The organism is Bacteroides sp. QWL-09, from assembly GCF_058683585.1.
In genome coordinates, this window is sequence record NZ_CM178748.1 from 2,528,694 (window position 1) to 2,552,403 (window position 23,710).

At 41.5% G+C, this 23,710-nt stretch carries 20 protein-coding genes; 17 read left to right on the forward strand and 3 right to left on the reverse strand.

The window, feature by feature from the left end:
• Positions 1-38 precede the first annotated feature (38 nt).
• From dtd to deoC, 3 genes are all read left to right on the forward strand, one after another.
• Positions 39-491, forward strand: coding sequence for a D-aminoacyl-tRNA deacylase (gene dtd / locus AC4PG5_RS10045; RefSeq protein ID WP_492028757.1), 453 nt, complete (start codon positions 39-41; stop codon positions 489-491).
• A 62-nt stretch (positions 492-553) separates the two neighbouring features.
• Complete coding sequence (locus AC4PG5_RS10050) at positions 554-895, forward strand: nucleotide pyrophosphohydrolase (protein WP_492028758.1); 342 nt, start codon at positions 554-556, stop codon at positions 893-895.
• Positions 882-1,784 (forward strand): deoxyribose-phosphate aldolase, encoded by a 903-nt coding sequence (gene deoC / locus AC4PG5_RS10055; RefSeq protein ID WP_492028759.1) that lies wholly within the window; start codon positions 882-884, stop codon positions 1,782-1,784. Before AC4PG5_RS10050 ends, deoC begins: the two co-directional genes overlap by 14 nt.
• 635 nt (positions 1,785-2,419) lie before the next feature.
• On the opposite strand, the gene AC4PG5_RS10060 is transcribed toward deoC, so the two are convergent.
• The 3 genes from AC4PG5_RS10060 to AC4PG5_RS10070 all read right to left on the reverse strand — a co-directional run bounded on the left by AC4PG5_RS10060 (position 2,420) and on the right by AC4PG5_RS10070 (position 4,867).
• Positions 2,420-3,304 (reverse strand): IS3 family transposase, encoded by an 885-nt coding sequence (locus AC4PG5_RS10060; protein WP_492028354.1) that lies wholly within the window; start codon positions 3,302-3,304, stop codon positions 2,420-2,422.
• Between the two features lie 47 nt (positions 3,305-3,351).
• Positions 3,352-3,711: a hypothetical protein gene (locus AC4PG5_RS10065; RefSeq protein ID WP_492028355.1), complete on the reverse strand. Its 360-nt coding sequence runs from the start codon at positions 3,709-3,711 to the stop codon at positions 3,352-3,354.
• Between the two features lie 181 nt (positions 3,712-3,892).
• Positions 3,893-4,867 carry a polyprenyl synthetase family protein gene (locus AC4PG5_RS10070; RefSeq protein WP_492028760.1) on the reverse strand — a complete coding sequence of 325 codons (975 nt, stop codon included), beginning with the start codon at positions 4,865-4,867 and terminating at the stop codon, positions 3,893-3,895.
• 88 nt (positions 4,868-4,955) lie between these two features.
• Between AC4PG5_RS10070 and polA the strand changes: the two genes are divergently transcribed.
• The 14 genes from polA (at position 4,956) to queG (ending at position 23,683) form a co-directional block, all read left to right on the forward strand.
• Positions 4,956-7,772, forward strand: coding sequence for a DNA polymerase I (polA, locus tag AC4PG5_RS10075; protein WP_492028761.1), 2,817 nt, complete (start codon positions 4,956-4,958; stop codon positions 7,770-7,772).
• 318 nt (positions 7,773-8,090) lie between these two features.
• Positions 8,091-8,453: a DUF3836 domain-containing protein gene (locus AC4PG5_RS10080; protein ID WP_492030738.1), complete on the forward strand. Its 363-nt coding sequence runs from the start codon at positions 8,091-8,093 to the stop codon at positions 8,451-8,453.
• A gap of 202 nt (positions 8,454-8,655) precedes the next feature.
• Entirely contained in the window at positions 8,656-9,549 is an 894-nt protein-coding gene (locus tag AC4PG5_RS10085) for a serine O-acetyltransferase (protein WP_492028762.1), read from the forward strand.
• A 73-nt stretch (positions 9,550-9,622) separates the two neighbouring features.
• Positions 9,623-11,266, forward strand: a complete 1,644-nt coding sequence (locus AC4PG5_RS10090; RefSeq protein ID WP_492028763.1) for a THUMP domain-containing class I SAM-dependent RNA methyltransferase — start codon at positions 9,623-9,625, stop codon at positions 11,264-11,266.
• 34 nt (positions 11,267-11,300) lie between these two features.
• A complete protein-coding gene (locus AC4PG5_RS10095) occupies positions 11,301-13,445 on the forward strand; it encodes a S9 family peptidase (RefSeq protein WP_492030739.1) in 2,145 nt (714 codons plus the stop codon).
• Between the two features lie 11 nt (positions 13,446-13,456).
• The gene (gene purD, locus AC4PG5_RS10100) at positions 13,457-14,731 is read left to right on the forward strand and encodes a phosphoribosylamine--glycine ligase (RefSeq protein WP_492028764.1); all 1,275 of its coding nucleotides are present in this window, start codon (positions 13,457-13,459) and stop codon (positions 14,729-14,731) included.
• Positions 14,732-14,817: 86 nt separating this feature from the next.
• Positions 14,818-15,732: a hypothetical protein gene (locus AC4PG5_RS10105; protein ID WP_492028765.1), complete on the forward strand. Its 915-nt coding sequence runs from the start codon at positions 14,818-14,820 to the stop codon at positions 15,730-15,732.
• Entirely contained in the window at positions 15,717-16,196 is a 480-nt protein-coding gene (locus tag AC4PG5_RS10110) for a YqaA family protein (protein WP_492028766.1), read from the forward strand. Before AC4PG5_RS10105 ends, AC4PG5_RS10110 begins: the two co-directional genes overlap by 16 nt.
• 6 nt (positions 16,197-16,202) lie before the next feature.
• Entirely contained in the window at positions 16,203-16,922 is a 720-nt protein-coding gene (mnmC2, locus tag AC4PG5_RS10115) for a tRNA (5-methylaminomethyl-2-thiouridine)(34)-methyltransferase MnmC2 (RefSeq protein ID WP_492028767.1), read from the forward strand.
• Between the two features lie 19 nt (positions 16,923-16,941).
• Entirely contained in the window at positions 16,942-17,829 is an 888-nt protein-coding gene (locus AC4PG5_RS10120; protein ID WP_492028768.1) for a metal ABC transporter solute-binding protein, Zn/Mn family, read from the forward strand.
• 12 nt (positions 17,830-17,841) lie between these two features.
• Positions 17,842-18,570 (forward strand): metal ABC transporter ATP-binding protein, encoded by a 729-nt coding sequence (locus tag AC4PG5_RS10125; protein WP_492028769.1) that lies wholly within the window; start codon positions 17,842-17,844, stop codon positions 18,568-18,570.
• Between the two features lie 140 nt (positions 18,571-18,710).
• Positions 18,711-22,061, forward strand: coding sequence for a glycosyltransferase family 117 protein (locus AC4PG5_RS10130; RefSeq protein ID WP_492028770.1), 3,351 nt, complete (start codon positions 18,711-18,713; stop codon positions 22,059-22,061).
• A 9-nt stretch (positions 22,062-22,070) separates the two neighbouring features.
• Complete coding sequence (locus AC4PG5_RS10135) at positions 22,071-22,685, forward strand: polysaccharide deacetylase family protein (RefSeq protein WP_492028771.1); 615 nt, start codon at positions 22,071-22,073, stop codon at positions 22,683-22,685.
• Positions 22,686-22,711: 26 nt separating this feature from the next.
• Positions 22,712-23,683, forward strand: coding sequence for a tRNA epoxyqueuosine(34) reductase QueG (gene queG, locus AC4PG5_RS10140; RefSeq protein ID WP_492028772.1), 972 nt, complete (start codon positions 22,712-22,714; stop codon positions 23,681-23,683).
• The last annotated feature ends 27 nt before the right edge of the window (positions 23,684-23,710 follow it).

Below are 23,710 nucleotides of genomic sequence, written 5' to 3' on the forward strand. Positions count from 1 at the left end.
TGTAAATTTGCCTGCATAAACAGAGAAAAACAGAAGGAATGAAAGTGGTAATTCAGCGGGTCACCCAAGCCTCAGTCACTATAGCAGCTCAGTGCAAATCGGAAATAGGCCACGGCTTAATGATCCTCCTCGGCATCGGTGATGACGATACAGATGAAGACATCGCCTGGCTCTGTAAGAAGATTGTAAATCTTCGGATATTCGACGATGAAAACGGGGTCATGAATTGTTCAATCTTAGAGACCGCAGGAGACATTTTAGTGGTCAGTCAATTCACATTAATGGCCTCGACCAAGAAAGGTAACCGTCCATCTTATATTAAGGCCGCAAGGCCAGAAGTATCTATTCCACTCTACAAGGCCTTCTGCACAGAGCTCAATATGGCCTTGGGAAAGTCGGTCTATACCGGAGAATTTGGCGCAGACATGAAAGTGGAACTATTAAACGATGGCCCTGTTACCATCTTAATGGACACTAAACATAAAGAATAGCAGACAGACCCTAAAAACAGAATGTCCCTATTCATCGAATAAACGATAAAATCAAACGAAAAGTGACTATAGAAGAAGCTCAACAACAGGTCGACGCTTGGATCAAACAATATGGTGTGCGATACTTTAGCGAACTAACGAATATGGCTGTACTCACCGAAGAGGTTGGCGAATTAGCCCGTGTAATGGCCAGAAAGTACGGAGACCAGTCATTCAAAGTCGGAGAGAAAGAGAACCTCGAAGAAGAGATGGCAGACGTGCTTTGGGTACTCATCTGTCTAGCTAACCAAACAGGAGTCAACCTAACAGAAGCTTTTCAAAAAAGCCTCGACAAAAAAACCAAACGTGATCATCAAAGACATATCAATAATCCAAAACTGAAAGAGAACAATGGAAGCAAATAATGGTAAACCGGACAAGTACCAAGTCGCATTGGCGAAGTACAAAACCAATCTGAAAGATGCAGACATTCAAAATCGCGTAAACGATCTCATCACCAATAAAGTAGAACAGAACAATACCGAAGAGGTTAAGAAATTCCTATTCAATTGCATTGATCTCACCACACTCAGCACAAACGATTCCGACGAGAGTGTGATGCATTTCACAGAAAAGGTCAACCAGTTCGACAATGAATTTCCCGACCTAAAAAACGTGGCTGCCATATGCGTTTATCCCAACTTCGCAGCGATCGTTAAGAACACGCTTGAAGTAGAAGGCATCAACATCGCTTGCGTCGCAGCGGGTTTTCCATCCTCACAAACCTTCACAGAGATCAAAGTTGCAGAAACAGCTTTAGCCATTGCGGACGGAGCCGACGAGATTGACATCGTCCTCTCGGTAGGTAAGTTTTTATCGGGCAATTATGAAGATCTTTGCGATGAAATCCAAGAAATCAAAGAGGTTTGCAAAGACAAACATTTGAAAGTCATCTTGGAGACCGGAGCCTTAAGCAGTGCCGAAAAAATCAAAAAAGCATCGATTCTATCGATGTATGCAGGAGCAGATTTCATCAAGACCTCAACAGGGAAACAACAACCTGCAGCCACTCCGGAAGCAGCCTATGTCATGTGTGAGGCTATTAAAGAATACCACACATTAACAGGCAACAAAATTGGATTCAAGCCAGCCGGTGGAATCAACACGGTGCATGATGCTCTAGTTTATTACACAATCGTAAAAGAAATACTAGGTGAAGAATGGCTTAATAACGGCTTATTCCGCTTAGGCACAAGCCGCTTAGCAAACCTCCTACTTTCGGAGATTAAGAATGAAGAAATCAAGTTCTTTTAATCCCCACTAATTTTCAAATCCAAAAACTCGTTACACGAAACGAGAAGCTTTATAGTCTCCTTATTTAAGCCCGATATCCAATCCAAAAGGCAAAATAAGGAGACTTTTATCCTATTCAGGAAAGTGTACCATCACCTTCACAACGAAAACCACACCAAATTAGTCCTCCGAAAGCTAAGCGAAAACTCTAAAATAGCAAGCAACTGATCCATGAAAAGGCAAACATTATTCGTTCCACAATTGTGGGACGAATAGTCAACAATTGTGGGACGAATAGTCAACAGCTGTGGAACGAATAGGCAACAATTGTGGGACGAATAAATATTAGTAATCAAAAAGTAGTTAGAGTGTCAGTTAACCATTTTAGTTGACCGTTTTTTGCCTTATTCACCATGTCGGTTGACTCTGATTAAACTTACTTTTAATTCAGGTTGACTCTTTCTTTTTTTATTGATAAGATGAGTTGACCCTAGTTAAACTTATTAATAAATCACGTTGACTACTTTTCTTTTTATTGATAAGATGAGTTGACTACACTGATATCAAATAATAAAAAGTCAAGTAAATCATTTATTTAGCAGTTGCGCTTTTCTGCTCAGATAATATTAAGAAGTCATGCAAAGTTATTCTATTTTTTATGCATACTTCCTTTTAATGGCAATTTCTCTATAACTAGTCCATTTCTTCTTTAATTCCCCTGTGCATTGAGCAGCTTGTTTAGGCGTCATGCCTTCTAAGCTCCAATGTGGGCGTTCGTTGTTATAGAATTCTATGGCCAAATGCAAAGCTTTTTTCAAATCATTTATGGTATAAAACTCCATTCCTTTAAGCAGTTCATTCTTTATGGTATTATTTATGCGTTCGGCCACAGCGTTATCTTTGGGATTACCACTTTCAGTCATACTTATAACTATACCGTGTGTCTTTAACAGGTTGGTATAAACATAACTTGCATATTGTACCCCACGATCCGAATGATGAACAAGATGATCAAATCCTTTTTTGCTATAATGCTTTAGAGCCATTTTTAAAGCTTCTAACGTATATTTAGTCTCTAAAGTTTTCCCAACACTATATCCGATGATTTCTTTGCTGTAATAGTCAGTAACCAAAGATAGATAGCAGAAGGTATATTCACCTTGCTCATTTATCCACAGAGGCAGATAGGTTATATCGCTAACCATGAGCTGGCAAGCAGCATCCGGTATGAAGTCTTTGATAAGATTGGGATAAATCGGGAAATGATGCCTAGAGTCTGTGGTAAGAACGCGACGCTTACGCTTGCGGACTTTCAAACCATAGCGTTCTATAATATCATAGAAGCGATTATAGCCCACGCTGTTCTTTTCTCCAAACCTCGTACGATACATCAACCAAAGTTTGCTGCCTCCAATTCCAGGATCTTTGACTCGAATTTCTTTGATAAACTCAACGACAAAGGCTTCTCGAGCAAGAGTAGAGAGTAGCGTATTCTCATGCTTGTAATAGGCTTGCTTGGTTACACCAAGTAGGCGACACATGGGAAGAATACGATAACGCTTTTCATCCCGTGTGTGAAGTCTATAGGCTACTTGGTGCCAGCTTTTTTTAAGTCAAGACCATAAACGTCTTTGCCCAATTCAACCATCTCTGCATAGAAATCACCACGTAGACGCTCTTGAGCGAGTTCCTTCTTTAGTTTGGTGATCTCTGATAAGAGTCGTTTGTAATCTTCTGGGATTACAGATTTGCCTTCTTTTTTCATCATTTCGGCGATTTGAGGGTTGTCTGACTCAAAGATACTTAAAGCTCGATAAATCGACGTACGACTGCACTCCATTTTTTGCATAATCTCAGAAATTAACAGACCATCAACCATACGAAGGCGATAAATCTCAGGAATCTTTGGGGCCCAAGTGGGGGCCTTCAAATAATCTTCAATTTTCATAATCAATCATGTTAGGAGTCAACCTTATTTTAAAAAAGACAGAGGTCAGGGCGAAAAGAGTTAAAGGCAAGAAAAAGACAAAATCATCTCACCCCCTTTGCAGTAACCTTACATATCAAAGGAAAATAAAAATCGACAAACCTCTCATTTTGGCCAGACAAAAATAAAAACCAAGATTAAATTACTTCACGCGATCGACTACGTAATCTAGATAAGCTTCAAGAGAAGTACGAACATCCGATTCCGGGAACCCAGACAACAAGGCTTTCGCCTTCTCCCGATAATCATTCATCACCTTTTCAGCATAAGCTATTCCCCCATGGCGTTCGGTGAAATCGACTAAAAAGGCAATCTCATCAGCCGAAGCCTCCCCTTCTTTTACCTTCAAAGCAACCGTTTTAGCTCGGTTATCATGAATATGATTCAACGCATACAAAACCGGAAGAGTCAATTTTCCTTCATGCATATCGTTGCCTGTTGGCTTACCAATCTCCTTGCTCTGCGAATAATCGAAAATATCATCTCTAATCTGAAAGCAAATACCGATATATTCGCCAAACAAACGAGCATATTCCACCTTTTCATCGGAATCATCGGCCGAATAAGCGCCAACCTTCGTACAAGCAGCAAAAAGTGCAGCCGTCTTTTTACGGATGACATCAAAATAAACTAATTCCGAGAATTCTTTATTGCCAATATTAGAAAGCTGTAAGAGCTCTCCATCCGATAATTCTTGCCCCAACGAAGCAACCACACTAATGATTTTATGACTTTTGGTCAATTCGGCATGAACCAAGCTAGTAGCCAAAAGATAATCCCCAGAGAGAACAGCCACTTTATTCTTAAATATCGCATTCACCGATAATTGTCCGCGACGTTCATCACTTTCATCGACCACATCGTCATGAACCAAACTAGCCGTATGAAGAAGTTCCAAGGCCACGGCTGCATGAAGTGTAGAACGAGAAACGCCACCATATAGACGAGCAATCAATAGCACTAAAATAGGTCGCATCATCTTCCCGTTTCGCTGACGGATATGAGACATTACACTATTGAGTAACTGGTTCGAACTAGACAAAGAGTCATCGAAAAGTGCCTTAAACTCTTCCAGCTCATTCGTAATAGGGTGCTTAATAAGTGATAGACTGTTCATGTTCACGCAAATTGTTCACAAAAGTAATAATAAAACCATTAATACCGTATTTTTTTGTATTTTTACCCTAAACTTTTAAACATTTATTATGAACCCCAAAGAGAAATTGTTTCTTTTAGATGCTTATGCACTGATCTACAGATCATATTATGCCTTCATCAAAAACCCAAGAATCAATTCGAAAGGTGTCAACACTTCCGCCATACTCGGTTTTGTCAATACACTAGAAGAAATACTAAACAAAGAAAAGCCCTCACATATTGGTATAGCATTCGACCCTGCAGGGCCAACATTCCGTCATGAAGCTTATGAACAATATAAAGCCCAGCGTGAAGCAACCCCCGAAGATATCACGCGTTCTGTACCTATTATAAAAGAGATCATACAAGCTTATCGAATCCCGATCCTAGAAGTGAGCGGGTATGAAGCCGACGATGTGATTGGTACACTAGCCACACAAGCCGGAGAAAGAGGGATCACCACATACATGATGACTCCGGACAAAGATTACGGTCAGCTCGTTTCAGAACAAGTCTTTATGTATCGTCCCAAACACGATAAAGGTTTCGAAGTTTTAGGCATTGAAGAGATCAAAGAAAAATTCAAGATTACATCCCCAAAACAGGTCATCGACCTTCTTGGCCTGATGGGCGACTCATCGGATAACATTCCGGGATGTCCGGGTGTGGGTGAAAAAACAGCGCAAAAGCTCATCGCTGAGTTTGGGAGCATTGATCATCTCCTTGAGAGAACAGATCAACTAAAGGGAGCACTAAAAACTAAAGTAGAGACAAACCGCGAAAAAATACTCTTCTCGAAATTCTTGGCCACCATCAAAGTCGATGTTCCAATTGAACTCGACATGCAAGCTCTCGTCCGAGAAGAAATCGATAAGGAAAGATTGCAAGCTATTTTTGAAGATTTAGAATTTCGAACTTTACTGACTCGAATCTTCAAAGATGAACAACGAACTTTCAGTAACCCGGCCTCAAATCAGTCGCCTACCCTCTTCCCCGAAAATAATGGTCCTATTCAAGGCCATTTGTTCGCAGAATTTGCAGGCGATGGGGCAATCGCTCCAAAAGAATCGATTCTAGAGAGCTTAGAAACGGTCCAATCAAACTATCAACTCGTTGATAATGAGATCGAAATAAATGTTTTGTGTCAAAAATTACTTACATCTGATTTTTTTGCTCTAGACACAGAAACCACGGGAACCGAACCGATGAGTGCCGAACTCGTAGGAATGAGCTTTGCGATGAAAGAAAGTGAAGCTTTCTATGTGCCGGTTCCATCAGATCAAGAAGAAGCCTTAAAAATCGTTCAAGCCTTTCGTCCGGCACTAGAAAATTGCAAAAGTCTAAAGATCGGACAAAACATTAAGTACGACATGATCGTCCTCGGAAATTATGGCGTCGAAGTGAACGGTCCACTATTTGATACCATGATTGCTCATTATGTTCTTCAACCCGAACTTCGACATGGTATGGATTACTTGGCGGAGATATACTTAAACTATCGAACCATCACCATCGAGGAGCTCATCGGTCCAAAAGGAAAAAGTCAAAAGAACATGCGCGACCTCTCTCCCGAACAGGTCTACCGCTATGCTTGTGAAGATGCAGACATTACATTAAAGTTAAAAACAATACTCGAGAAAGAACTCCAAGAGCATCAAGCCGAAAAATTGTTTTACGATATCGAAATGCCTTTAGTACCGGTACTTGTTAATATCGAGCGCAATGGAGTCTTACTCGACACCGAAGCTCTTAAGCAGTCGTCAGAACAGTTCACGGCGCAACTCGTCACCATCGAACAAGAAATCTATCAACTCGCCGGAGAGACCTTCAATATTGCCTCACCCAAGCAAGTTGGTGAAATTTTATTCGATCGCTTAAAAGTTGCCGAGAAACCCAAGAAAACGAAAACGGGACAATACGTGACTTCTGAGGAGGTGCTCGAGAGTTTGCGTACAAAGCATCCCATTGTTGAGAAAATACTTGAACATAGAGGATTAAAAAAATTGCTTAGTACGTACATTGATGCTTTACCACAGTTGATTAATCCTAAAACCGGTCGTATTCATACCTCGTTTAATCAAACCGTAACCTCTACCGGACGATTAAGTTCAAGCAATCCGAATCTACAAAACATACCTATACGAGATGACAATGGTAAAGAGATTCGTAAAGCCTTCATCCCCGACGAAGGATGTCTCTTCTTCTCGGCCGACTACTCTCAGATTGAATTGCGCATTATGGCGCACCTGAGTGAAGACCGCAACATGATTGATGCCTTTATGAGCAATCAAGATATCCATGCTGCGACTGCTGCAAAAGTCTATAAGACAGAACTCTCGGAGATCAGTTCCGATATGCGACGTAAAGCCAAAACAGCCAACTTCGGTATCATTTATGGCATTTCTGTTTTCGGTCTTGCCGAGCGAATGAATGTCGATCGAAAAGAAGCCAAAGAGCTTATTGAAAATTACTTTACGACCTACCCCAATGTAAAAGCATATATGGATAAAAGTATCAATTTAGCTCGAGAACAAGGGTATGTCGAAACAATTTTCCACCGTAAACGCTATTTACCCGATATCAACTCACGCAACGCCATCGTCAGAGGATATGCAGAACGTAACGCCATCAATGCCCCCATACAAGGAAGTGCTGCTGATATTATAAAAGTGGCCATGGCTAGAATTTACAAACGGTTCAAAGCCGAACGAATCCATGCCAAAATGATTCTTCAAGTTCATGACGAACTCAACTTTAGTGTTCCAGTCACTGAAAAAGAACGAGTTGAACATATTGTCATTGAAGAAATGGAAAAAGCCTATCGTATGCATGTTCCACTAAAAGCTGACTGTGGTTGGGGAAAAAATTGGCTTGAGGCACATTAATTTCAGACTATAACTTTATTTAACACATACACGAAAAGTCAGCAAACTTATGCTTTTTTAGACTTTATGTTGTATAACATATCCGGTAAATACCCTACCGGATATTTTTTTGTTCTAAAACCAACCATTTGGGAAGATTTAAAATATCACAAAATATCATTTTGATATCTAATTTAGATATTAATTGATTTTATATGCAAATAATGCCTATCTTTGCGGCGAATTAAAGAAACATACTAGAAAATAGTAAGCAAAAAACCAAAAACCAAGCTAAAACCAATAATTATGAAAACAAAATTCTTTTTTACGACTCTTTCGATGTTAGCCATTCTATTTATGTGTAATCTAACATCAAATGCCATCAATAATAACGGACAGTTGGTTTATAATCCAATTGAACAAGATGGAGTTATGGTTGGTCAAACAGTGTATAAGATGGGCGAAACAGGGCTCAAAAATTACATGCAGTACAACTACAAGTATGATGAGAACCAACGTATGACAGAAAGTGAAATGATGAAGTGGAACAGTAGCGATAGTGAGTGGGAAAAAGATCTTCGTATTAATTATACTTATGAAGGTAAAACCATCACTACAAATTATTATAAATGGAACAATAGAAAACAAACTTATGTATTGGTTCCGGAGATGACGATCACAATGGATAATCCTAACCTCTAAAATACTCTTTTGCTCTCTTAACTTAACTATATAACATTAGATGAAAGGTGTGTCGAAGAAATTCGCATGCCTTTCATTTTTTTGTGCCACGTGAAACAAACTCCAACTCCACCCCTATATTGTCACCAATATCCATTTGTATTTTAGACCATTATTGTTATCTTTGTACCCAATTATTTTAGTATCATAAGGAATCTATTTAATGAGTCCACTAAACTTCACCCACATTCTGACACAAGCAGTCGATGAGCTATCGGAAAGCGAATCTTACCAAGGACTGTTTCATCAACACAAAGATGGTGAGCCTTTGCCCTCTGCAAAAAAGCTACATCAAATTATCGAGCTGGCACGTTCCATCCTTTTCCCTGGTTATTATGGGAACTCCACAGTCAACAGTCGGACCATCAACTACCACATTGGGGTAAACATTGAAAAACTATTTGGGATTCTTAGTGAACAGATCCTAGCCGGACTATGCTTTGAAAATGCAGCAACCTGTTCTTCTGAATCTAAGCAGGAGAAATCGGCCGCGTTAGCAGCGACATTTATCAGTCAACTACCTGCCATGAGAACGTTGTTGGCCACAGACGTGGAAGCGGCATATAACGGTGACCCCGCTGCCAAAAGTATCGGAGAAGTTATCTTCTGCTACCCTGCCATAAAAGCAATCAGCAATTACCGAATAGCTCACGAACTCTTAAAACTTGGGGTACCTCTTATCCCACGCATGATTACAGAGATGGCACATAGCGAGACCGGGATTGATATCCATCCAGGCGCTGAAATTGGTACGCACTTCACTATTGATCATGGAACCGGAGTTGTTGTCGGGGCCACCAGCATCATTGGCAACCATGTTAAACTCTATCAAGGAGTTACGCTTGGAGCCAAGAGTTTCCCATTAGATCCTGACGGGAAACCGATCAAAGGTATCCCTCGTCACCCCATCTTAGAAGATAAAGTTATTGTCTACTCTAACGCCACGATATTAGGCCGTATTACCATCGGACGTGGGGCAACTGTTGGTGGTAATATTTGGGTAACAGAAAACATTCCGGCAGGGGCCAGAGTGGTACAAACAAAAGCAAAAAAATAATATATTAACCATTTTTCGATGTGTAGCTATCTTTACGAGAATAAATAGCATATAGACACATTCTCTTATTTTTATGAGTGAACAATTTGAAATGATCGCTAAAACCTTCCAGGGATTGGAAGAAGTTCTTGCAACGGAGTTAACTACACTAGGAGCAAACGATATTGAAATCGGTCGTCGTATGGTGTCTTTTACCGGCGACAAGCGCATGATGTATAAAGCAAACTTTTGCTTGCGTACAGCCATCCGCATTTTAAAACCAATTAAACACTTTAAAGCAAAAGATGCCGATGAGGTGTATCAACAGATCCAATCGATCCAATGGGAAGATTATTTGGATACTGACAAGACCTTTGCCGTTGATGCAACCGTCTTCAGTGATGAATTTCGTCACTCTAAATTCGTGTCATACAAGGTTAAAGATGCAATTGTGGACTACTTCCGTGAAAAAACCGGGAAACGCCCTTCTGTACGCATCAACAAGCCCGACTTATCCTTAAATATTCATATTGCACAGACCACGTGTACCTTGTCGATCGATTCTTCAGGAGAATCACTACACCGACGTGGCTATAGACAAGAAGCTGTTGAAGCGCCTCTTAATGAAGTCTTAGCTGCCGGAATGATCTTAATGACCGGATGGAAGGGTGAATGCGATCTAATAGACCCGATGTGCGGATCAGGAACCATTCCTATTGAAGCGGCATTAATTGCTAGAAATATTGCCCCAGGTATCTTCAGAAAAGAATTTGCTTTCGAAAAATGGAACGACTTTGATTCGGATTTATTTGATGAAATTTACAACGACGACAGCCAAGAGCGTGAATTTGAACATAAGATCTACGGATACGATAATCAGAAACAGGCCAACGAAATCGCTATTTACAATGTTAAAGCAGCAGGAGTAACGAAAGATGTGATCTTAAAGATGCAACCTTTCCAACAATTCGAACAACCTCAAGAGAAAGCGATTATTATTACCAATCCACCCTATGGCGAACGTATCTCAACAAACGACCTGCTCGGATTATACAAGATGATCGGTGAACGTTTGAAACATGCTTTCGTTAATAATGAAGCTTGGGTGCTCTCCTATCGCGATGAGTGTTTTGATCAGATCGGACTTAAGGCCAGCCAGAAAATCGAATTGTTCAATGGAGCTCTAGAGTGCCAATTCCGTCAATATGAAATTTTCGATGGGAAATACAAAGCCTTTAAACAAGCTGAAGGAGAAGAGGGCGAACCTAACGCAGAAGGAAAATCATTCCAAAACGAGTTTAGAAAGCCTAGAGAAGAAGGAGATGCAAGAAACTCTAGAGAATTCAGAAAACCTAGAGAAGAGAGAGAAGCAAGAGGACCTAGAGAATTCAGAAAGCCTAGAGAAGAGGGAGAAGCAAGAGGACCTAGAGAATTCAGAAAACCTAGAGAAGAGGGAGAAGCAAGAGGACCTAGAGAGTTCAGAAAACCCAGAGAAGAGGGAGAAGCAAGAGGACCTAGAGAATTCAGAAAACCTAGAGAAGAGAGAGAAGCAAGAGGACCTAGAGAATTCAGAAAGCCTAGAGAAGAGGGAGAAGCAAGAGGACCTAGAGAGTTTAGAAAGCCTAGAGAAGAGGGAGGAATGAGAGAATTTAAGACTTTCAGAAAGCGCAGAGAAACGACAGAGCCAAGAGAACCTAAAACATTTACTAGGCGCAAAGAAACAGAAGAGTCAAAATAGAATGACAAAACCTAATCATATGGAAAAAAAAGAGATGAGGAGAAGAGGTAAAGCATTCATCCTTGCTTTACTTATATTTCCTTTAGCAATGACAACTATGGCACAAGAGCTTAAAAAACCGACGTTAGAAGACTTACTTCCTGGAGGTGAGACTTATCGTTATGCCCAGAACATTTATGGGCTACAATGGTGGGGAGACTCTTGTATCAAGCCTGAATTAGACAAAGTATACCAAATTGATCCTAAGAATGGAAAAGAACGTCTTGTTTTCACGCTCGATGAGATCAATAAGATTCTAGAAGATCAGCAACTCGCAAAAGTTAGGAGTTTGTATAACATAGAGTTCTGCTTTGCAAACAAACCTCAGGTGATGCTGACGTTGCCGGGAAAATATGTTATCCTCGACTTTAAAACCAAGCAGATTGTCGAAACCATCTCCTTTGACAAGAAAGCGGCCAATAGAGATTTTTGCCTAGCTAATCAATCTTTAGCCTACACCATCGGCAACAATCTGCTGGTAAATGGCAAGGCAGTAACCAACGAGCCGGAAGGAATCGTCTGTGGACAATCGGTTCATCGCAATGAATTCGGCATTCACAAAGGAACCTTTTGGAGTCCTAACGGCAACCTGTTAGCTTTTTACCGGATGGACGAGCGCATGGTGGCTCAATATCCGCTAGTTGATATCACAGCCCCAATTGGAACGGTTAATAATATCCGTTACCCCATGGCCGGACAGACGAGTCATAAAGTACAAGTCGGCATCTACAACCCCCATAGCGAAAAGGTCGTTTATTTGAATACAGGCGACCCAACAGATCGCTATTTTACAAATATCAGTTGGGCACCCGACGAGCAATCGCTTTTCCTTATTGAGTTAAATCGTGATCAGAACCACTCTAAGCTCTGTCAATATCATGCTCAAACGGGAGAACTGATGAACGTTCTATTAGAAGAAACTGATCCCAAATATGTAGAGCCACAACAAGCAATTACCTTCTTGCCTTGGGATGCGACTCGCTTTATCTACCAAAGTCAGCGGAATGGATTTAACCATCTTTACCTGTATGACACCAATGGCAAATTAGTCAAACAGTTGACCGATGGGAAGTGGTTAGTTAGCGAACTTTTAGGGTTCAATTCCAAAAAGAAAGAAGCTGTAATTACCATTAACACAGGCATTGAGAGCTATCATGCCAGCGTTAACATTCAAACAGGTAAAATCAGCTCAGCATTGAGCTTAAAAGGTCAGAGCCATGGGGTTCATTCGGGTCTATTAAGCACATCAGGATTTTATCTCATCGACAGATACTCCACTCCTACCGCCCCTCGCACCATTGATGTTCTCAACATAAAGACAGGAAAAGGGTTTAATCTTCTAACGGCAGAAAGTCCTTACAAAGGATTTGAAATGCCATCGATTGAAACAGGTACAATTAAAGCGGACGATCAGACCACTGATCTTTATTACCGCTTAGTGAAACCTGCCAATTTTGACCCGAACAAGAAATATCCTGTTATTATTTATGTGTACGGTGGTCCTCACGCACAACTCGTTGATAACGGTTGGTTAAATGGAGCACGCGGGTGGGATATCTATATGGCCAATAAAGGCTATATCATGTTTACACTCGACAACAGAGGAAGTTCTAACCGAGGATTAGCCTTTGAGAACGCGACCTTCCGTCATCTAGGCATCGAGGAAGGAAAAGACCAAGTCAAAGGCGTGAAATTCTTAAAAAGCTTACCGTTCGTTGATGCCAATCGTATTGGAGTACATGGGTGGAGTTTCGGTGGACATATGACAACAGCTCTGATGCTACGTTATCCTGATCTATTCAAGGTAGGTGTTGCCGGTGGCCCGGTTATCGACTGGGGATACTACGAAGTGATGTATGGCGAACGCTATATGGATACTCCACAAACCAATCCCAAGGGATATCAGACCTGCAATTTAAAGAATCTGGCGGGACAACTTAAAGGACATTTACTACTCATTCATGATGATCACGACGATACTTGTGTCCCTCAACATACGCTCTCATTCATCAAGGCTTGTGTAGATGCACGTACTTATCCAGACCTATTCATCTATCCGGGACACAAACACAATGTTTTAGGAAAAGATAGAGTACATTTATATGAAAAGATAACCCGTTATTTCGAAAACAATCTATAACTTTTACAAACATGAGAATACTTCTATTAGGATCAGGTGGTCGAGAACATGCATTAGCATGGAAAATTGCTCAAAGTCCAAAAGTTGAGAAACTATTTATCGCTCCCGGTAATGCGGGTACGCTATCCGTAGGGGAAAACGTTGCGATCAAAGCTACAGATTTCCCACAATTAAAACAGTTTGCATTAAAAGAATGCATTGATATGATTGTGGTAGGCCCAGAAGATCCATTAGTGGAAGGCATATACGATTGGTTTAAAGGTGATGCTGAAACTCAACACATTGCCATTATCGGCCCTTCTAAGGAAGGAGCGCGTTTGGAAGGAAGCAAGGAGTTTGCTAAAGCATTCATGCAACGTCACCAGATTCCAACAGCACGTTATAAAAGCATCACTGCTTCAAATCTAGAAGAAGGAATGGCTTTTCTTGAAACGTTAGAGGCTCCTTATGTCTTAAAAGCCGATGGTCTGTGTGCCGGAAAAGGAGTACTCATCCTTCCGACTCTTGAAGAAGCCAAAAAAGAACTGCAAACCATGCTCAATGGTATGTTTGGAGATGCTTCTGCAACCGTTGTCATTGAAGAGTTCTTGTCCGGTATCGAATGCTCGGTCTTCGTTTTAAGTGATGGCGAAAATTACAAAGTTCTTCCTGTTGCTAAAGACTATAAGCGTATTGGTGAAGGAGACACCGGCCTAAACACCGGAGGTATGGGAAGTATAACACCCGTCCCATTTGCCGATGAGAGCTTCATGAAAAAGGTAGACGAACGAATCATACAGCCCACCATCAATGGTTTAAAAGAAGAAAAAATAATCTATAAAGGCTTTATCTTCATCGGATTGATTAAAGTTAAAGGCGAACCAATGGTCATCGAATATAACGTTCGTATGGGAGACCCAGAAACAGAGAGTGTGATGCTTCGTATCAAAAGTGATTTGGTTGATCTCCTGGAAGGAACAGACAAAGGTTGCTTGAATCAAGTTGAAATGGAACTTGACCCACGTACCGCAGCTTGTGTCATGTTAGTTAGCGGAGGTTATCCGGAAGCCTATCAGAAAGGATTCCCGATCAGCGGATTAGATGTAGAGGTTCATCCGGACAGTATCATTTTCCATGCAGGGACAATGGTTAAGGATGGACAAACCGTAACAAATGGCGGTCGTGTCATCGCTATCAGCTCTTACGGAGAGAACAAAGAAGAGGCATTAAGTAAAAGTTACAAACTGGCAGAACAGATTTCTTTTGATAAGAAGAACTTCCGCCATGATATAGGATTTGATTTATAATGGCAAAACGAAGGTTACAAAGGATAGTAATAACAGGACAGTGGACGTTACCTGTTGCAGTTTTTATAGGAACACTCTGTTGGATCATGACCTATTTCTTTTTACCTCAGTTAAATGTCGAGACCAGTACTATCATCCCATCTGAAGCAAGAGATTTTCTTCTCTTGCTTCCCAATGGGTTAACCCGCTTTATCAGCTATTTACTACACATAGCCATCATTTATCTTTTACTAGAGTTTAATAGTGCATTCGCTCTTATTCGTATGAGAGCCTCCATACAATCGGTCATCTATTTCACTCTAATCACCATTTTACCGGAGTTTCATGTGCTGTCGCCCCAGACCGTTCTATCCATCACCTATTTAATCTCCCTTTACTTTTTATTTAAAAGTTACCAAAAGAGAGCTCCAAACGACTTGTTTTATTGTTTCATTTTCATCGGGTTAGGAAGCCTTATTTTTCCACCGTTGATTCTTCTTAGCTTATTCTGGATAATAGGAGCATACCAGTTACAGTCGTTAAACCTTAAAAGCATATGTGCAGCCGTGTTAGGCTTTCTCTTACCCTATTGGTTTCTTTTGGGACACGCCTTTTATCACCACAACATGGCACTCTTTTACCAACCCTTTCAAGAACTCGCTCAGTTCAAGCCATTTTTCGACTTTCAGACTTGGCAAACAGCGGATTACTTATCGGCTGGCTTTCTACTCTTTCTATTCCTCATTAGTGCCATCCATGCACTGTTCACCAGCTATCAAGATAAAATAAAGACACGAAGCTATCTGAACGTCCTTATTACTTTTTCTTTTTTTCTCTTTCTCATTCTATTAATGCAGCCGGAGTATAAGCTAGAGTTACTATCTCTGTTGATTATCAATACGAGTATTCTTACCGCTCATTTCTTTGCGCTGACAGAAACAAAAGTATCAAACGGACTGTTTATTTTCTCATTAATCTACGCAATGACTTTATTCGCATTTAATATATGGACGTTATCATAGAACAAGTATCAGAAATCCTCATTGCATGGGGGTTACCGGGATTATTCATGGCCGCATTATTGGCTGGTAGTGTTTTACCATTCAGTTCTGAGTTAGTCCTTGTTGCACTGATAAAATTAGGATTCGAACCGATCTCATGCATCATTGCCGCTTCTCTAGGAAATACCGTAGGGGGAATGACTTGCTATTACATGGGGCACCTCGGGAAAATGAACTGGATAGAAAAAGTCTTCAAAGTAAAAAAAGACAAAATAGACAAAATGGCACAGTTCCTGCATGGAAAAGGATCTATGATGGCTTTCTTTACCTTCCTTCCTTTCTTTGGAGAAGTGATTGCCATCACTTTAGGGCTCATGAGAAGCAATATATGGATAACGATCAGCTCAATGTTTACGGGCAAACTCGTCCGATACATCATTATGGTATGGGTTTTGCAGGAAACCATCAATATGATTATAAGCTAACGATCCATGAAGAAGATCATTACACAAACAGACGATGGAAGTCGTACCATTTTTGTCCCTGAGATTGATGAACATTATCATTCCACAAAAGGTGCTTATGCCGAATCCCAGCATATTTTCATCAATATGGGGCTAAATGTCGTCCACAAAAGTCCGATAAAGATATTAGAAGTCGGCTTTGGCACCGGGCTAAATGCACTACTCACCCTTATTGAAGCCGAGAAAAGCAAACGCTCTATAGAATATACCGGCATTGAGCTTTATCCATTGGCATTTGAAGCTGTTCAACAATTGGATTATCAACATTTACCGCTCATTACTTGTTCTAACAGCAATGAGGCCGATTCGGAAAGACAGATTAAACAGATAGAGAAATGGATAGAGGGCTTACATCAGTCGTGCTGGGAAACCCCTATAGTCCTCACTCCCTCTTTTAGCCTTCAGAAAATAAAAGCAGATCTTAATCAATGGCTCAATCATGAAACGTCAGAGATCTTCGATCTTATTTATTTCGATGCCTTCTCGCCTGAAAAGCAACCGGACTTATGGACCCCGGAACTTTTCAACGCATTATATCATCGACTCAACGTCAAAGGCGTCATGACCACTTATTGTGCAAAAGGCGTTGTGAGAAGAATGTTAGAAGGTGCCGGCTTTACAGTAGAACGCCTCCCCGGCCCTCCAAATGGAAAAAGAGAAATTCTACGAGCCACACGAAATCATTAATGGTAACATACAGATTGATATGCAAAAAAAACACATCGCACTTAACCTCTTGATTCTAACTGCAGTTTTGCTCCTAAGTGGCTGCAAGGGAAGAAAAGAAAAAGGCAACAAAGAAGGCCTACCCTTGATTACTGTAACCATAGAGCCACAGCGCTATTTTACTGAAGCGATTGCAGGAGATAAATTTAAAGTGATCAGTATGGTCCCAAAAGGTTCAAATCCGGAGACCTACGATGCAACTCCCCAGCAATTAGTTGCGCTAAGTGAAAGTAAAGCCTATTTCCGTATCGGATACATTGGCTTCGAACAAAACTGGATGGATCGGCTCATACATAATGCGCCACACCTTCAGGTTTATAATCTATCAGACCACATCAACCTCATTGAAGGCCATGCACATTGTGAACACGAACATGAGCATGCGATTGATCCACACATCTGGAACTCAACAAGTAATGCACTGATCATTGCAAAAAATACATTAGAAGCATTATGCACACTAGATAAAAATAACGAATCGTATTATATGCAGCGATATAATAAGCTCTGTGAAGAAATCAATAAGGTCGACCGTCTTATCAGGGAACAACTGAGTCGTAACGGCGCATCGCATGCCTTTATGATTTATCATCCGGCCCTAACTTACTTTGCACGTGATTACGGTCTGCACCAATTAACCATCGAGAAAGACGGGAAAGAACCTTCTCCTTCACATTTAGAGTCATTAATAGCCACTTGCCGGAAAGAACAGATCTCCATTTTATTCATACAGCCGGAATTTGATAAGCGTCACGCCGAGATCATTGCCGAACAAAGTGGATTAACTTTATGTCCGATCAACCCATTAAGCTACAATTGGAAGGAAGAGATGATCCATATTGCAAAAGCCCTATCTTCCAACCTTTAAATAAGTCCCCTCATGCAGCCACTCATTCAAGTCAAAAACCTCTCAGCAGGATACCGTCATTCCGTTGTCCTTCATGATATCAATCTGAATATCTATCAAAACGATTTTATAGGCATCATAGGGCCAAATGGAGGAGGTAAGACCACGTTGATCAAGTGCATGCTGCAACTACTTAAACCAATGAAAGGGGAAATTATCTACACCAGCGACCCTTCCTTTACGCTTGGATACCTCCCTCAGTATAACAGTATTGATAAAAAGTTTCCAATATCCGTAAAAGAGGTTATTTTGTCTGGTCTAAGAAAGTCGTTAACCGGGAGGTACAGCCAAGAGCAAATTTTACAAGCTGACGAGATCTTAGCCAAAGTTGAGTTAGATGGATTAGAGAAACGGTCAATAGAAGAATTGAGCGGTGGACAGCTACAGAGAGCTTTATTAGGACGGGCGTTGATTTCGAACCCCTCTGTCCTCATTTTAGACGAGCCCAACACCTATATTGATAAGCATTTCGAAAGTAAACTTTATGAATTGCTGAAAGAAATTAATCAAAGTTGTGCCATTCTATTAGTCAGCCACGACATTAACTCCATCTTGCAACACGCACACTCCATAGCTTATATCAATGAATCCATCAGTTACTGTCCGGACATGACTTATGCGGTAGATTGGTTAGAAAAGAACTTCAACTATTCCATAAGACCACTCAATTCATACCCAAAGCAGACCAAGTGTTGCTTCTAAAAGGCCCTAGTCCAAACCCAAACAAGAAATAGACATTCTATTAATTAATCTTATCAATCTGTCGCTTTGTTGTTGCAATTCATTATCTTTGCGGCCACGTAATGTGTTTTTAACGAATAAACTACGATAAGATAAGGTTAATGAAACAGTACAAGTTCATCAACAACCTCACGGGTTGGATTATATTTATTATTGCAGCAACCGTCTATTGTTTAACAATAGAACCGACTGCCAGCTTTTGGGATTGCCCCGAGTTTATAACTACCGGCTATAAACTGGAAGTCGGCCATCCGCCCGGCGCCCCTTTCTTTATGCTCGTGGCTAACCTCTTTACTCAATTTGCATCAGATGCAACCGAAGTAGCCAAAATGGTTAATTACATGAGTGCTTTAATGAGTGGAGCTTGTATTCTATTCCTTTTCTGGAGCATTACCCACCTCGTTAGAAAGCTCATTGTAAATGATGAGAATAAAATCACGAGAGGTCAGCTCATCACCATCATGGGAAGTGGTGCAGTTGGAGCATTAGCCTACACCTTTAGCGACACCTTCTGGTTCTCTGCTGTCGAAGGCGAAGTTTATGCTTTCTCCTCCTTATTTACAGCGGTGGTCTTTTGGCTCATCCTTAAATGGGAAGATGTAGCCGATGCTCCACATTCCGATCGTTGGCTCATCCTGATCGCCTACCTGACCGGATTAAGTATTGGTGTCCATCTACTTAACTTGCTTTGCCTACCGGCCATTGTACTCGTCTATTACTACAAGAAGAACCCGAACGCTAACGCCAAGGGATCACTACTTGCACTTTTGGGATCAATGGTGTTAGTTGCAGCAGTACTCTACGGTATTGTTCCCGGCGTCGTCAAAGTTGGAGGTTGGTTTGAACTCTTGTTTGTCAACACTCTATCCATGCCATTTAATACAGGTGTTGTGGTTTATATCTTCATTTTAGTCCTTTCCATCGTATGGGGAATCTATGAAAGCTACACCGAAAAGAGCAAAAATCGCATGGGAATCTCTTTTATCCTAACGATCGCCTTACTCGGCATACCATTTTATGGACATGGGGCAAGCAGCCTAATCATAGGTCTTCTCGTCCTAGTAGCATTAGGGCTCTACCTTTCACCTAAAACTCAAGAAAAGATCAAAGAGAAATATCGTATTTCTGCACGCACCATGAACACAGCCTTACTGTGTACCATGATGATTATGATTGGTTATTCCTCTTATGCAGTGATTGTTATCCGCTCTACAGCCAACACTCCAATGGACCAGAACTCCCCTGAAGATATCTTTACTCTAGGAGAGTATTTGGGACGTGAACAATACGGTACCCGCCCGTTATTTTACGGTCCGGCTTATTCGTCAGAAATTGCATTGGATGTTAAAGATGGTTATTGCGTTCCGAGACAAACCGAGACGACGACCAAATACGTACGAAAAGAGAAACAATCTCCAGACGAAAAAGATGCTTATATCGAATTGCCTGGACGGATCGATTACGAATATGCCCAAAACATGTTCTTCCCTCGAATGTATAGCAAACAACATACAGAACTATACAAACAATGGATAGATGTCAAAGGAAGTAATGTTCCCTTTGAGAAGTGTGGAGAAATGGTTATGGTCAACCTACCTACTCAATGGGAAAACATTAAGTTTTTCTTTTCTTACCAGTTGAATTTCATGTACTGGAGATACTTCATGTGGAACTTTGCAGGACGCCAAAACGACCTACAAGGCAGTGGAGAGATCGAACATGGGAACTGGATCACCGGTATAAAATTCATCGACAACGTCTTAGTAGGCAATCAAGACTTAGTCCCTCAAGATCTTAAAGACAATAAAGGACATAACGTCTTTTACTGTTTACCCTTATTATTAGGGCTCATCGGACTATTTTGGCAAGCTTACCATAGTCAGAAGGGTATCCAGCAATTCTGGGTGGTCTTCTTCCTGTTTTTCATGACCGGTATAGCCATTGTGCTCTACCTCAACCAGACTCCGGCTCAACCTCGTGAACGCGATTACGCTTATGCCGGATCGTTCTACGCCTTTGCCATATGGATTGGTATGGGAGTCGCCGGATTGGCAGAGTTCTTAAAACAACGAAAAGTCAAAGAAGAGGTCGCAGCGATTTCAGCTTCGGTCCTTTGCCTGCTCGTGCCCATTCAAATGGCGGGACAGACTTGGGACGATCACGACAGAAGCGGGCGCTATGTAGCACGCGACTTTGGTCAAAACTACTTGATGACGTTGCAAGAACAAGGTAGTCCGGTCATCTTTACCAATGGAGATAACGACACTTTCCCATTGTGGTACAATCAAGAGACAGAAGGATTCCGCACCGATACACGAACTTGTAATCTGAGCTACCTTCAGACCGACTGGTATATTGATCAAATGAAACGTCCCGCTTATAACTCTCCTTCCTTACCCATCACTTGGGATCGATTAGAGTATGCCGAAGGACAAAACGAATATGTCCCCATACGTCCGGAGATCAAAGGAAGCATTGATGCGATGTATGCTCAAGCCGATAGTGCTCTCAAAGGAGGAAATCCTGAGATTAAGAATCAGCTGAAAGCGCAATTTGGTGAGAACCCTTATGAACTCAAAAACATACTCAAATATTGGGTACGCTCCGACAAGGAAGGACTTCATGTCATCCCGACGGACAGCATTGTGATTAAAATCGACAAAGAAGCGGTACGACGCTCCGGGATGAAAATTCCAGAGGCTTTAGGAGATTCTATTCCCGATTATATGCATATTTCATTAAAGAATAAACGCGCCCTTTATAAGAGCGATTTGATGATGTTGGAAATGCTGGCTAACTCCAATTGGGAACGTCCATTATATATGGCCATCACAGTCGGCTCAGAGAGTCACTTGGGCATGGACAACCATTTCGTCCAAGAAGGATTAGCGTATCGATTTACGCCATTTGATACCGAGAAACTTAATAGTAAAATCGACTCCGAAAAGATGTACGACAACTTGATGCATAAATTCAAATTCGGAGGTATAGACCAACCCGGGATATATATTGACGAGAACTTGATGAGAATGTGTTATACCCACCGTCGGATCTTCTCTCAACTGGTTGGTCAGCTGATCAAAGAAAACAAAAAGGAGAAAGCCCTCAAGGCTTTAGCTTATGTTGAAAAGAAAGTACCGGCGTACAACGTTCCTTATGATTGGGCAAATGGCGCTTATCAGCTTGCTGAGGCTTACTATCAACTCAACCAAAAAGCAAAAGCCGACAAGATTATGGACGACCTTGCTAATAAATCAGTCGAGTACATGATTTGGTATTTAAGCATGAGCGATAACCAACTATCTGTTTCGGGTGAAAACTTCATGTACAACGCTAGTGTCTTGGATGCCGAAATCAGATTAATGGAGAAATACAAATCGCAATTAGCACCGCACTACTCTCAACAACTTGATCAGCTGTATAACGAGTATGTGACGCGAATGAAAAAATAAGCAAGAAACATGTTTATAGAACAACCTCCATGGTTCTTTCGCGCTTTATATCCTCAAGCGATTTTTCGCATGGACCCTAATGACAAAGCCATTTACCTGACTTTCGATGACGGGCCCATACCTGAAGTCACCCCTTGGGTTATAGAACAGTTAGACCACTATGACATAAAGGCCACGTTCTTTATGGTTGGTGATAACATTCATAAACATCCTGACGAATATCAGTTGGTTGTCGATCACGGACATTGCATCGGCAACCACACCTATAACCATATCCGTGGATTTGAATACTCTAACCCGGATTACTTAGCCAATGCCCGTAAGGTGGACGAGATGATTCATTCCGAACTTTTCCGTCCCCCACACGGTCACATGGGTTTTCGCCAGTATTACACGTTGCGCCACCATTATCGAATCATCATGTGGGATCTCGTGACCCGCGACTATAGTAAGTGCCTCACCCCACAACAAGTGTTCAGCAACGTCAAACGTTACGTCAGAAATGGCTCTATCATCACCTTCCACGACTCGCTAAAATCGTGGAATAACGGCAATCTACAATATGCGTTGCCACGATCGATAGAATACCTGCTCAATGAAGGTTATACCTTCAAGGTCTTCTAATTCGGCTAACCGTCAACTAGCAAGTTATGAACCTCTATATTCACTCACAAGAACTAAAAGCCGAAGCCAAACGCCTCGGCTTTTCTGCCTGTGGGTTAGCTCCTGCAGAGGGCGTCGAACAACCAATCATCGATCATTTCAAGCGATGGATCGCCAATCATTGCCAAGCAGGAATGGATTACATGATGAATTATGAAGAAAAGCGTTTCGACCCAAGGCAATTAGTCGACCACGCACACACCGTGATCAGCGTAGCTCTCAACTACTACCCAGAGAAACACCTTCCTCCACAGGAGTATCAGTTTGCTTGGTATGCCTATGGAAAAGATTATCACGATATTGTAAAAGCAAAGCTAATCCGTCTTCTGGAGTTTCTACAAGATCGATACGGCGTCAATGGACGCGTGTTTTGCGACACAGCCCCTGTTCTAGAGCGTTATTGGGCCTGGCGTGCCGGGTTAGGTTGGATTGGTAAGAACACCCAACTAATCATTCCCCATGCCGGTTCTTGCTTTTTTTTGGGCGAATTGATCATTGATCAACCGGCCGATCAGTATGACACCCCACAACCGGAACGTTGCGGAAATTGTACCCGATGCCTAACCGCTTGTCCCACACAAGCCTTAACTGCTCCGTACACCCTAGATGCCAACCGTTGTTTATCATACCTGACCATCGAACATCGTGGGTCATTTCCAGAAGCACTTATCCCTCAAGACAGCACCTCCATTTATGGTTGCGATGAGTGCCAAAAAGCTTGTCCATGGAATCGTTTCTCCACCCCTTGTCGCACCCCGGAACTTGCTCCCTCGGATGCCTTTCTCCAGATGACCCAACCGGATTGGAACGAACTCAGCGTAGAAAAATACCGTATGCTCTTCAAGGGCAGTGCGGTGAAACGGGCAAAATACGACGGATTAATGCGAAATATTAGGATCGTTCAAAAGCAAAAATCGCCCCATTCCTCCCTTCCCTCAGAGGAGCTCTCAGAGGAATAAGAACGATAAAGAGCAACTTTACCTCAT